Source organism: Streptomyces sp. NPDC060064, from assembly GCF_042736455.1.
Lineage (GTDB): Bacteria > Actinomycetota > Actinomycetes > Streptomycetales > Streptomycetaceae > Streptomyces.
The window spans coordinates 157544-170001 of sequence record NZ_JBHWWF010000012.1; the positions used below are offsets into that span (position 1 = coordinate 157544).

The following is a 12458-nucleotide window of genomic DNA, read 5'->3' on the forward strand; positions in this document are numbered from 1 at the left end:
GACTCGGCCGCCATCCTGCCCCTCTCGGAGTTTCCGTCACACGGCCCGGGCCGGAATTCCCCCCGCCCGGGCCGATGGATCACTCACGCCGAAACCTCAGGTGTTTCAGTCCCACCCTGTGTCATCGGTGAATCCGCCGGAATGCGGAACAGGAACGTCCCATCCCGTATCAGCGACAACACCCCCGGAAGCCGGACGCACACTGCCCCATACGGTGCCGCCACCTGCGGCCGAGGCTGCAGCGCCACCGCCTGTGATCAGCACACTCGTGAATGCCGCGATCGCGGCCAGGTGAATACGACCTGACATGCGTTTCCCCCATCAATTGGCCGCCTGTCGACAGCGGCGAATTGCAATTGGCCCAAATACTGTCACCAATGGGCAGGACGGGACGCGGGAATGCGATGTCCACAAAGAGACAGGCCAGAAGTGGACTTGGACAGAACGGGCGGGCCAACGTCGCACGGTCCGCAGTCCCGCAGGCCGCTGATCACCGTGCCGCCCCCGTCCCAGGCCCGGGGGCCACCGCACGGAAGTCGGCTTGGGCAACAGCGCCACCGGACATCGCCCAAAGGCCACCGGACACAGCGAAACGGTCCGCATCATGATCATGATGCGGACCGTTTCACGTCTGCACTATCGGGCAAAACTCCCCACCGATCTACGTTTCCGCAGGTCAGAGGGGGTTTTCAAGGTGTGGAGCCTAGGGGAGTCGAACCCCTGACATCTGCCATGCAAAGACAGCGCTCTACCAACTGAGCTAAGGCCCCGGATGGGTGGGCACGACCGAGCACAACATCCTCGGCCACCGCCGCAGACCAGAGTACCGGGTCACCCCCGGGATTCTGCAAAAGGATTGGGACTCCCGGTCGGCGACCACTCTCCGTAGGATGCTCGACGTGGTTCGCAGCAGCGAAGCCCGCTTGGGGAAGCGATGGGGAGACGCGATGGACGCAGCTCAGCAGGAAACGACCGCAAGAGCCAGAGAGCTGCAGCGCAGCTGGTACGGAGAGCCGCTGGGGGCGCTCTTCCGCCGGCTCATCGATGATCTGGGTCTGAATCAGGCCCGGCTCGCGGCGGTGCTCGGTCTTTCGGCTCCGATGCTCTCCCAGCTGATGAGCGGCCAGCGCGCCAAGATCGGCAACCCCGCGGTGGTCCAACGAGTCCAGGCGCTGCAGGACTTGGCGAGTCAGGTCGCCGACGGCAGTGTCAGCGCGGTCGAGGCCACCGACCGGATGGAAGAGGTCAAGAAGTCGCAGGGCGGCTCCGTTCTGACCGGCACCAGCCAGAGCACCAGCAGCTCGGGGGCGCCGACGGTGCGCCGTGTCGTACGCGAGATCCAGTCGCTGCTGCGGTCGGTGGCGGCCGCGGGCGACATCATCGATGCGGCGGACTCCCTCGCACCGAGCCACCCGGAACTGGCAGAGTTCCTCCGGGTGTACGGCGCGGGGCGCACCGCCGACGCGGTCGCCCACTACGAGTCGCACCAGAGCTGACCGAGGCGGAAGGCCTCACTAGGGAACGGGGAGCGGGCGCAGCGCAATGGGTGAGGTCTTCGCTGGTCGGTATGAACTGATCGACCCGATCGGACGCGGTGGTGTCGGCGCGGTCTGGCGTGCCTGGGACCACCGGCGCCGACGCTATGTCGCAGCCAAGGTGCTGCAGCAGAGCGATGCGCACACGCTGCTGCGCTTCGTCCGCGAGCAGGCCCTGCGGATCGATCACCCGCATGTCCTCGCCCCGGCCAGCTGGGCCGCGGACGACGACAAGGTGCTGTTCACCATGGATCTGGTGAGCGGCGGATCGCTGGCGCACGTCATCGGCGACTACGGACCGCTGCCGCCCCGCTTTGTCTGCACCCTGCTCGATCAGCTGCTGTCCGGACTGGCCGCGGTGCATGCGGAGGGGGTCGTGCACCGCGACATCAAGCCGGCCAACATCCTGCTCGAGGCGACCGGAACCGGGCGGCCGCATCTACGGCTGTCCGATTTCGGGATCTCCATGCGCAAGGGCGAGCCGCGCCTCACCGAGACCAACTACGTGGTGGGCACGCCCGGCTATTTCGCGCCCGAGCAGATGCTCGGTGCCGAGCCGGACTTCACGGCCGATCTCTTTGCGGTCGGTCTGGTCGCGCTCTATCTCCTCCAGGGCCAGAAGCCCGACTCCAGGGCTCTGGTCGAGCACTTCGCCAACAACGGCACCCCGGGCGCTCCCCAAGGCATCCCGGAGCCGCTGTGGCAGGTGCTTGCCGGTCTGCTGCAGCCCGATCCGCAGGTCAGGTTCCGTACCGCCACGGGAGCGCGCAAGGCGCTCACGGCCGCCGTCGAGATGCTTCCGGACGCCGGCGCCGACGAAGAGCCGGTCGAGGTCTTCGACCAGATCGGGCCGCTTCCCGCCGGATTCGGCCCCACCGGCCCCACCGGCCACGCAACGGACCCCCAGGCAGGCCGGCAGGCCGCTCAGGCGCCCGTACAACAGTCCGCCCAGGCTCCCGTGCAGCAGCCGCTCCCGCCGTCGGAGACGGGAAGCTTCCATCTGGCTCCGCCACCCCAGCAGCCGCCCGCACAACTCCCGTACACGGCACAGCCGTCCACGCCTCCCCCCATGCCTGCGGCTGCGGAACCAACGCCGACCCCCACGCCCACACCCGTACCGGTGCACAGCGCCTCCCCCCTTCACACTCCGGCGCTCGAACATCCCGCGCAGTCCCCGACCGCGCAGACCGCCCCGACTGCTCCGGTGCAGTACGAACACGCTCTTACTCGTGCTTACACCGCTCAGAGCCCGCAGGTTCCGTTCTCGCACGCACCAATTCCGCAGGCGGCCCACAAGCGACCGGGACCGCCCCCGAAGGTTGCGGTCCCGGTGCTGTTCATTGCGCTGTTCTGTTTCGCGGTCGGCATCTGGGCGCTGACCCAGGCCTGAACCACCGGGCCTGAACCACCGGGCCTGAACTACCAGGCGGGGGGCGGTCCGTACTGCCCCGGCGCCTGGCCGGGTGCCTGGTCCTGACCCTGCCCCGGCGTCTGCCCGTACATCGACACCTGCCCGGGTAGCTGCCCAGGCATCTGCCCCTGCGCCGGCCCCTGCGCCGAAGACTGAGCGGATGCCTCCGGCACCGCAGCCGTCCGCCGCCGCGCAAGCAGCGTCCACGCCCCGAGCCCCAGCACCAGCACGGTCCCCGCGCCGATCCCCGCAGCAGCGACCAGCTTCATCGTGTCGCTCTTCGCCGCCTCGGGAGCGCTCTTCCCGCTGTCCGCCGCCTCCTGGTCGTCCTCGGTGACCTCGAAGTCCCCGGCCGGCCCCGCGTATGCCGGGGCGTGCTGCACCTCGCCCTCGATGTTCACCCGCAGAGTCAGCGGAATCGCCTTATTGCCGTACTCCTCGGCGATCTTCGGGTTGAGCGTGACCGACAGGTAGTACCAGCCGGCGAAGCGCATGGCACTGATGGCGCTGTCGGAGTCGTACCGGTTCTCGTACGCCACCGGAGGCAGCGGGTCCAGCGCGACCGACTTCTGCTTGCCGTCGTAGTACACGTTCCCGTTGTTCTGCACGTACCCGCGGGCCGGGTTGTGCAAGGACAGCACAAAGGCCTGGCTGACGCTCTGGGCGCTGTCGGCCGCCGTGGTCGTACCGAGGTCGGCGCTGGCGAAGATCTGCTGTCCCCAGTTCACCGGCACCCGGTAGAAGAGCGTCTGGCCCGGGGTGATCTCGTCCTGCCACTCGCCCTGCTTCAGGCTGGTGGCGTCCGTGAAACTCGTGCCGCCCGGGCGCTTCTCCGGGCCGCCTGCGGGTGCCGCCGGCGATGCGGAGGGCCAGGTCTCGGGCGGTGCGGTAGGAGCGGCCTCCTTCAGCCCGGGCTCGGAGGCGAAACGCAACTCGACGTCCCATGTCTCAGGCGTGGAGGTCGCGTCGCTGGTCCGCTCCAGGAGGACGTAGTACGTGCCGGCCTCCTGGCAGTTGCCGCTCTCCTTGGCGATCGTCCGGTCCGCGTACGCGGCGACCGGCCGGGCGTATTCTGCGGAGCCGAACTGGGCATAGTTGTCGCTGCACTTGGCGCCCGAGCGGTCCTCGATGCTCACCGTGAGCTTGTCCGAGTACGCGACCTTCGTGGCCAGCTTCGGGACGGCCGCCGCAGAGATGTACGCGTTGGTCGTGCCGTCCAGATCGATGCGGTAAAAACGCTTCTCGCGGGGCTTGATCGTGTCCTTGTAGGTCGATCCGGCCTTCAGGGGCGGCCCGGCGGTGTTGGACGCCGTGCCCTGGACGGGCTTCGCCGCGCTGTCGAAGGTGTACGGATTCGGCTCACCGGCCGCCCACGACTGCCCGGGCAGCGCCGCCACCGCGCACATCGCCGCCATGCAGGCCAGCGTCGCCCGGCCTCTGCCGCGCTGCCTCTTCACGCGCTTCTCCTTGTTGTGTCCGTGGCCGTACCCGTGGCCGACCTGCGTCGTGCCAGTACGAGTACCAGGATCGCGATCAGGATGACCGCGCCGCCTGCCGCCGCCGCGGCCGCAGTGCCGGTCCATCCTGCCCCGGCGGCCCCTTCGCTGTCTGCGCGGGCGGCCGAATCACCCTGCTTGTCCGTCTCCCTCGCCAGGGCGGGAGCGTCGTGCTGCGGCCCTGCCAGTTCGTCGCCCAGCACCGCCACCCGTACCACCACGCCGATGTGAGGGTTCTCTGCGATTTCGGCCGCCTTCGCACCCAGCGTGACGGCGATGTAGAAGCCGCCCATGGTGTGTACCGGGACGACGTTGGGGCTGGACTCGTGGCGGTTGGTCCAGGCAACCGGCACGGTGCCCATCTCCAGCGCCATGGGCCGGCCGTTGTAGATGCTCTGCGGGCTGAACTCCCCGGTGCCGCCGCCGACCGGCGCCCGGTCCGGCGTGAAGACCTGCGTGGCTCCGTAGGACCACACCGAGGAAGAGCCCTCCACGGTCGGCTCGTTGGCGAACTCCACGTCGTACCGAAGCTGCTGTCCCCAGCCGACCGGGACCTTGTACCAGAGCGTCTGCGACGGCAGGACCTTGTCCCGCCACACGCCTTGTCCGAGCTCCTTGGCGTCGTTGAAGCCGGTGCCGCCCGTCACGTCCCGAGGGTCCCCGGTCGGCAGCAGGGCGTCCTTGTCGCCCTCCCCGTACTCCGGCTGCGACTGAGCGGGCGTCACATCCTTGGCCAGCGGCTTCTCCACCCCGTACGTCAGCTCCAGCGGCCACCGTGCGGCGTCCGAGCCCTTCTTGCTCTCCCGCCCGACGACCAGCCAGTACCGCCCCGCCCTGTCACAGCCATCCGTGCCCTTCTCGCTCCGGATCCGGGCGACCGCCGAGGTGAGCGGGGTCGCGCCCTCCTTCTGGAAGAAGCGCTCGGTGCTGGTCCCGCAGGAACTGTCAGTGCCGTACGCGATGCTGGTACGCAGGACGTCGAAGGTGTCGACCGCCGCCCCGGGCTGCGGCACCGCCGTCGCCGAGAAGTCCACAGTCGATTCGGCATCCAGGTCGACCGCGTAATAGCGCTGCTCGCCGGGTCCGATGGTGTCCAGATACTGCCCCGGTACGAGAGCGGGCGCCGCGTCCCGCTTCAGGGCGCCCTCGACCTGCTTGCCGCGGAAGCGGTAGCCGTCCGCGGACAGCTGTGCGGAGCGCTGCAGCTGGCGGGCGAGGGCCTTGGCGTCGGGCGCGTCGTAGTAGCGGCCGTTGCCCGCCTTCGCGATGCATTCCAGCTGCTGCCGTGCCGCGCCCCGCACCTGGAAGCCGACAGTGTCGATGCGCAGTCCGACACCGTCCTTGGAGAGCTGCTCGGCGACCTCGCAAGGCTGCGGGGAGCCGCAGTTGTCCTCGCCGTCGGAGACCAGCAGGATCGTGCGCGTCCCGATCGCACCGTCCGCGGGCCTCGGCAGGTCCTGGGCGGCCTTCTGCAATGACAGTCCGATGGGCGTGTCGCCCTTGGGCCGTACGGCGCCCACGGCCTGCTTCATGGCCGCCCTGTCCAGTGGCTGCACGGGCCGGGCCAGCCGGGTGTCGGTGCAGCCCTTGGGCCGATCGGCGCCGTAGACCCGCAGGCCGGTGGGAAAGCCGTCCGGAAGGGCGTCCACGACGGTTCCGACCGCCGTGCGGGCGGATTCCATCCGGGTCCGGCCCGTGCCGTCGTCGTCGGCCATGGAGCCGGAGGAGTCGAGCACCATCACCAGGCCACTCTTCCCGTCCGGCGCTTCGGCCCGCTCCGCCTGCTGCGCCTGCCCGGGCTGCTCTGTCTGCCCGGCCCGCTCCGCCTGCTCGGCCGCGCTTGCGGCGGACAGCGGCCCGGCCGCCAGTGCGAGCAGCACCGCGCCGATCGTTGCCCCCGTCGCCCGGCAACCCAGTCGTGCCTTCACCCGTGTCCCCTCCCCGAAACCCCAAGTTTGCTTATGCAATCTAGCGATTTGCGGAGGTGAACTCAAGAGGGGCAGCATCACGGTCCCGCAACGGCACCGGCCCCCGGGCCCGGGCAACACGAAGCCCCGGCCGCTTCAGCGACCGGGGCTCCATGATTCAAGACTGCTGCGTCTCACACACCCGAACCTGCGGGCACGGAGTCGGTCGCCTCCGTCCACAGATCCTGCTCGGCGCGATCCGCCTGGATCTGGCGGTACACGAGGAGCCCGCCGATGGCGGCCAGTGCGACCAGGAGAAGCTTCTTCACCGCGCGACCTCGTCTTTCCTTGACGTATGAGGACTTCTGGCGCCCGACTATACACACCGACCGATACCGATCGGTGACCTGCGTACGCGCCAACTCCGGTCTCGGACAAAGCGATCGGCCCGGACGGAGAATCCCCGTCCGGGCCGAATCACAACTGTGGGGCTAACAGGATTTGAACCTGTGGCCTCATCCTTATCAGGGATGCGCTCTAACCAACTGAGCTATAGCCCCGCCGCGCTCTGCGCTGACCTCTGAAGATTAGCGCACGTGCCTGGCAGCGCCAAAATCGGTTACTCGTCCTCCGCCAGCGTGAGCTCGACACCGCCCACGAAACCGGCGGACAGGTTGTAGATGAACGCCCCGAGCGTCGCCAGCGCTGTGGCCAGCACCACATCGATCACCGCGATGACCGAGGTGAAGACCAGCACCCGCGGCAGCGACAGGAACGACTGAAGATCGAAGCCATTGCTCTCGTTCGAGCCGGTGGCCTCGCTGATCGTCCCGCCGACGGTGGAGAAGACGCCCATGGCGTCCATGACCATCCACAGCACCGCGGCCGCGATCACCGTGCAGATGCCCAGCGCGATGGAGAGCAGGAAACTGACCTTCATCACCGACCACGGGTCGGCCTTGGCCACCCGCAGCCGCGCCTTGCGGGTACGCGGCGTCGTACGCGCCCCGGTCCGCGGCCGCCGCACAGCGGCGCCCGCCTGCTGCCCGCCCTGCATCTGACCCACGCCCTGCGGCGAGGGATACGCCTGAGGCGGGTGGTACGGCTGCGCTGGCTGCTGCGGCGCCGGCTGCTCGCCGCCGTGCGTCTCGTACGGGGGCTGAGGCCCCCGGGTGTCCGTCACCGTAACTCCCTGGGAGTCCGCGGCAGGGCCACGGGCACCGTTCGCTCCGGAAGCGGCCGATCCGGCGCCCGTGGCTCCACTCACGCTTTACTCCTCGTGCTCCCCGGCCGAGGGCTGAGCGCCCTCGACTGCCGCCTCGGCCGTGTCGATGTCGGCCCCTTCGACCTCTTCGGCCCCTTCGGTCCCTTCGACCTCTTCGGTCCCTTCGACCTCTGCGGCCGCTTCGACCTCTTCGGCCTCGCGACCGGCCTCGGCGTTACGAGCGATACCGACCACGGCATCGCGCTTGCCCAGGTTGATCAGTTGGACGCCCATGGTGTCACGGCCCGTCTCCCTGACTTCATTGACTCGCGTACGAATCACACCGCCGCCGAGCGTGATGGCGAGGATCTCATCCGTCTCCTCGACCACCAGCGCACCCACGAGCGACCCGCGGTCCTCCACGATCTTGGCGGCCTTGATACCGAGGCCGCCACGACCCTGGACGCGGTATTCGTCGACAGCGGTCCGCTTCGCGTACCCGCCGTCGGTGGCAGTGAACACGAACGTACCCGGCCGGACAACATTCATCGAGAGGAGCTGGTCTCCCTCACGGAAACTCATCCCCTTCACACCCGATGTCGCACGCCCCATCGGACGCAGCGCATCGTCCGTTGCGGTGAACCGGATCGACTGCGCCTTCTTGCTGATGAGCAGCAGATCATCCGACGCCGACACCAGCTCCGCGCCGATCAGCTCGTCGTCGCTGCCGTCCTCCGTCTCCCGGAGGTTGATCGCGATGACACCACCCGAACGGGGCGAGTCGTAGTCCTTCAGCGACGTCTTCTTCACCAGGCCGCCCTTGGTGGCGAGCACCAGATAGGGCGCGGCGTCGTAGTCACGGATCGCCAGGATCTCGGCGATCTGCTCGTCCGGCTGGAAGGCCAGCAGGTTGGCGACGTGCTGGCCGCGCGCGTCCCGGCCGGCATCCGGCAGCTCGTACGCCTTGGCACGGTAGACCCGGCCCTTGTTGGTGAAGAACAGCAGCCAGTGGTGCGTCGTCGAGACGAAGAAGTGGTCGACGATGTCGTCTTCCTTCAGCTTCGTACCGCGTACGCCCTTGCCGCCGCGCTTCTGCGAGCGGTAGTCGTCCGTCTTCGTACGCTTCACATAGCCGCCACGCGTGATGGTGACGACGATGTCCTCCTCGGCGATCAGGTCCTCGATGGACATGTCACCGTCGAAGGGCACCAGCTTGGAGCGCCGGTCGTCGCCGAACTTCTCGACGATGACGTTCAGTTCCTCGCTGACGATCTGACGCTGCTTCTCGGGCGAGGCCAGGATCGCGTTGTACTCATTGATCTTGGCCTGCAGCTCGTCGTGCTCGGCGACGATCTTCTGGCGCTCCAGGGCGGCCAGTCGGCGCAGCTGCATCTCGAGAATGGCGTTGGCCTGGATCTCGTCGATCTGCAGCAGGCCCATCAGGCCCTCGCGCGCGATCTCGACCGTGTCACTGCGCCGGATCAGCGCGATGACCTCGTCGATCGCGTCCAGCGCCTTGAGCAGACCGCGCAGGATGTGCGCCCGCTCCTCCGCCTTGCGCAGGCGGAACTTCGTACGCCGGACGATGACCTCGATCTGGTGGTGCACCCAGTGGCGGATGAAGGCGTCCAGCGACAGCGTGCGCGGCACACCGTCGACCAGCGCCAGCATGTTCGCGCCGAAGTTCGTCTGCAGATCGGTGTGCTTGTAGAGGTTGTTCAGCACGACCTTGGCGACGGCGTCGCGCTTGAGCACGATGACCAGGCGCTGGCCGGTACGCGACGAGGTCTCGTCCCGTACGTCCGCGATGCCGCCGATCTTGCCGTCCTTCACCAGGTCGGCGATCTTCTGCGCGAGATTGTCCGGGTTGGTCTGGTACGGAAGCTCCGTGACCACCAGGCACTGGCGGTTCTGGATCTCCTCGACCTCGACGACCGCGCGCATCGTGATGGAGCCACGGCCGGTGCGGTACGCCTCCTCGATGCCCTTGCGGCCCACGACCAGCGCGCCGGACGGGAAGTCCGGGCCCTTGATCCGCTCGATGAGTGCGTCGAGCAGCTCCTCGTGGGTGGCGTCAGGGTTCTCCAGCGCCCACTGGGCGCCCGCCGCGACCTCACGCAGATTGTGCGGCGGAATGTTGGTGGCCATACCGACCGCGATACCGGCCGACCCGTTGACCAGCAGATTCGGGAACCGGGCCGGCAGAACCGTCGGCTCCTGATTGCGGCCGTCGTAGTTGTCCTGGAAGTCGACGGTCTCCTCGTCGATGTCCCGGAGCATCTCCATCGACAGCGGCATCAGCTTGCACTCGGTATACCGCATGGCGGCGGCCGGGTCGTTGCCCGGGGAACCGAAGTTGCCGTTGGAGTCCACCAGCGGCATCCGCATCGACCACGGCTGGGCCAGGCGGACCAGGGCGTCGTAGATCGAGGAGTCGCCGTGCGGGTGGTACGTACCCATGACGTCACCGACGACGCGGGCGCACTTGTAAAAGCCCTTCTCAGGCCGGTATCCGCCGTCGTACATCGCGTAGAGCACACGACGGTGGACGGGCTTGAGACCGTCCCGTACGTCGGGCAGCGCACGCGAGACGATGACGGACATCGCGTAGTCGAGATACGAGCGCTGCATCTCCGTCTCGAGCCCCACGGGCTCGATCCGCAGCACCTGCTCTTCTTCTTCAGTGGTGGCGGGAGTGTTCTCGTCGGCCATTGCTGGTCAAGATCCTTTCAAAGCGGTCAGCTGAGACCGACTCAGATGTCGAGGAAGCGGACGTCCTTGGCATTGCGCTGGATGAACGAGCGCCGCGCCTCGACGTCCTCGCCCATCAGCACGGAGAACAGGTCGTCGGCCTGCGCCGCGTCGTCCAGGGTGACCTGGCCGAGCACGCGGTGGTCCACGTCCATCGTGGTGATGCGCAGCTCCTCGGCGTTCATCTCGCCGAGACCCTTGAAGCGCTGGATCGAGTCTTCCTTGATCCGCTTGCCGTTCTGCTTGCCGAGTTCGACGAGCGCGTCGCGCTCACGGTCCGAGTACGCGTACTCGAAGTCGTCCCGGCCCCACTTGATCTTGTAGAGCGGCGGGCGCGAGAGATACACGTGCCCGGCCTCGACCAGCGGCCGCATGAAGCGGAACAGGAAGGTCAGCAGCAGGGTGTTGATGTGCTGACCGTCGACGTCGGCGTCCGCCATCAGAATGATCTTGTGATAGCGGAGCTTCTCGATGTCGAAGTCCTCGTGGACTCCGGTACCGAAGGCCGAAATCAGCGCCTGGACCTCGGTGTTCTGCAGGATCTTGTCGATCCGGGCCTTCTCGACGTTCAGGATCTTGCCTCGGATCGGCAGGATCGCCTGGTACATCGGGTTACGGCCGGACTTCGCCGAACCACCGGCGGAGTCACCCTCGACGATGAAGATCTCGCACTTCGTCGGGTCGTTCGACTGGCAGTCACTCAGCTTGCCCGGCAGCGAAGCCGACTCCAGCAGGCCCTTGCGACGGGTCAGGTCGCGCGCCTTACGGGCCGCGACACGCGCCGTCTGCGCCTGGATGGACTTGCGGATGATGTCCGCGGCCTCGTTGGGATTGCGGTCGAACCAGTCGGTGAGGTGCTCGTGCACGACCTTCTGGACGAAGGTCTTCGCCTCGGTGTTGCCCAGCTTGGTCTTGGTCTGACCCTCGAACTGCGGCTCGCCCAGCTTGACCGAGATGATCGCGGTAAGACCCTCGCGGATGTCCTCGCCGGAGAGGTTGTCGTCCTTCTCGCGCAGCAGCTTCTTGTCGCGCGCGTACCGGTTGACCAGACCCGTGAGCGCGGCCCGGAAGCCCTCTTCGTGCGTACCGCCCTCGTGGGTGTGGATCGTGTTCGCGAAGGAGTACACACCCTCGGTGTACTGGGAGTTCCACTGCATGGCGATCTCGACAGAGAGCAGCCGCTCCTTGTCCTCCGCCTCGATGTCGATGACAGTCGGGTGGATCAGCTCGCCCTTGCGGGAGTTCAGGTACTTCACGAAGTCGACGATGCCGCCCTCGTAGTAGTACGTGACCGTCCTGGCGGGCGGCTCCTCGTCCGGCTCCTCAGGGGCGTCCGCGCCCGCGGTGGCCTTGGCCGACTCGCGCTCGTCGGTCAGCGTCAGGGACAGGCCCTTGTTGAGAAAGGCCATCTCCTGGAAACGGCGGGAGAGCGTCTCGAAGGAGTACTCGGTCGTCTCGAAGATGTCCGGGTCGGCCCAGAACGTGACCGTGGTGCCGGTCTCGTCGGTGGCCTCGTTCCGCTGGAGGGGGGCGGTGGGGACGCCGAGCTTGTACTCCTGTGTCCAGCGGTAGCCGTCGCTCTTGACCTCGACGGAGAGCTTGGACGACAGGGCGTTGACGACCGATACGCCGACGCCGTGCAGACCGCCGGAGACGGCGTAGCCGCCGCCGCCGAACTTGCCGCCGGCGTGCAGAACGGTCAGCACGACCTCGACGGCCGGCTTGCCCTCGGACGGGACGATGCCCACCGGGATACCGCGGCCGTTGTCGACCACGCGTACGCCACCGTCGGCAAGGATCGTGACGTCGATGGTGTCCGCGTGCCCGGCGAGGGCCTCGTCGACGGAGTTGTCGACGACCTCTTGCACAAGGTGGTGAAGTCCACGCTCACCGGTCGAGCCGATGTACATGCCGGGGCGCTTGCGGACCGCGTCCAGACCCTCGAGGACGGTGATCGCGCTGGCGTCGTACGAGGCTTTGACCTCGCCGTTGCCGCCGGCAGGAGTGGACGGAATGTTCTCGTTGGGGTTGCCGGAATCGGCCACGAAGCGCCCTTTCTGGCACAGCACAAGCCGTTCTCCGGGCAAGCGGGAGCGGCTGCGTCGTTCGACATGTTCCGCGACTGGGCGGGATTGTCCATCAGTCTACCGGTAC

At 67.7% G+C, this 12458-nt stretch carries 8 protein-coding genes and 2 tRNA genes; 2 read left to right on the top strand and 8 right to left on the bottom strand.

Translation table 11 applies throughout. The features are described 5' to 3' along the window. Positions 1–697: 697 nt before the first annotated feature. A tRNA-Ala gene (locus ACFWDI_RS16850) sits at positions 698–770 on the bottom strand. Positions 771–947: 177 nt separating this feature from the next. Here ACFWDI_RS16850 and ACFWDI_RS16855 point away from each other — a divergent pair. Both ACFWDI_RS16855 and ACFWDI_RS16860 read left to right on the top strand, forming a co-directional pair. After that, on the top strand, positions 948–1496 hold the full coding sequence (locus ACFWDI_RS16855; RefSeq protein WP_327324787.1) for a DNA-binding protein: 549 nt from the start codon (positions 948–950) through the stop codon (positions 1494–1496). A 46-nt stretch (positions 1497–1542) separates the two neighbouring features. Beyond that, positions 1543–2925 carry a protein kinase gene (locus tag ACFWDI_RS16860; RefSeq protein WP_385304655.1) on the top strand — a complete coding sequence of 461 codons (1383 nt, stop codon included), beginning with the start codon at positions 1543–1545 and terminating at the stop codon, positions 2923–2925. A gap of 29 nt (positions 2926–2954) precedes the next feature. Here ACFWDI_RS16860 and ACFWDI_RS16865 read toward each other — a convergent pair whose 3' ends face one another. From ACFWDI_RS16865 to gyrB, 7 genes are all read right to left on the bottom strand, one after another. Further along, entirely contained in the window at positions 2955–4403 is a 1449-nt protein-coding gene (locus ACFWDI_RS16865; RefSeq protein ID WP_385304658.1) for a hypothetical protein, read from the bottom strand. Then, positions 4400–6370 (bottom strand): VWA domain-containing protein, encoded by a 1971-nt coding sequence (locus ACFWDI_RS16870; protein WP_385304660.1) that lies wholly within the window; start codon positions 6368–6370, stop codon positions 4400–4402. The genes ACFWDI_RS16865 and ACFWDI_RS16870 overlap by 4 nt, the downstream gene beginning before the upstream one ends. A 173-nt stretch (positions 6371–6543) precedes the next feature. Further along, positions 6544–6678, bottom strand: a complete 135-nt coding sequence (locus ACFWDI_RS16875; RefSeq protein WP_003958712.1) for a DLW-39 family protein — start codon at positions 6676–6678, stop codon at positions 6544–6546. 157 nt (positions 6679–6835) lie between these two features. Continuing rightward, positions 6836–6909, bottom strand: a tRNA-Ile gene (locus ACFWDI_RS16880). 59 nt (positions 6910–6968) lie between these two features. Beyond that, complete coding sequence (locus ACFWDI_RS16885; RefSeq protein ID WP_385304663.1) at positions 6969–7532, bottom strand: DUF3566 domain-containing protein; 564 nt, start codon at positions 7530–7532, stop codon at positions 6969–6971. A gap of 87 nt (positions 7533–7619) precedes the next feature. Then, positions 7620–10265: a DNA gyrase subunit A gene (gene gyrA, locus ACFWDI_RS16890; protein ID WP_385304665.1), complete on the bottom strand. Its 2646-nt coding sequence runs from the start codon at positions 10263–10265 to the stop codon at positions 7620–7622. A gap of 41 nt (positions 10266–10306) precedes the next feature. Next, positions 10307–12373 carry a DNA topoisomerase (ATP-hydrolyzing) subunit B gene (gene gyrB, locus ACFWDI_RS16895; RefSeq protein ID WP_385304668.1) on the bottom strand — a complete coding sequence of 689 codons (2067 nt, stop codon included), beginning with the start codon at positions 12371–12373 and terminating at the stop codon, positions 10307–10309. Between the last annotated feature and the right edge of the window lie 85 nt (positions 12374–12458).

What these genes read in the sequence shown, in the direction of transcription:
- ACFWDI_RS16855 (WP_327324787.1), top strand. Translation starts at nt 948, where the DNA reads ATGGACGCAGCTCAGCAGGAAACGACCGCAAGAGCCAGAGAGCTGCAG.
- ACFWDI_RS16860 (WP_385304655.1), top strand. Translation starts at nt 1,543, where the DNA reads ATGGGTGAGGTCTTCGCTGGTCGGTATGAACTGATCGACCCGATCGGA.
- gyrA (WP_385304665.1), bottom strand. Translation starts at nt 10,265, where the DNA reads ATGGCCGACGAGAACACTCCCGCCACCACTGAAGAAGAAGAGCAGGTG.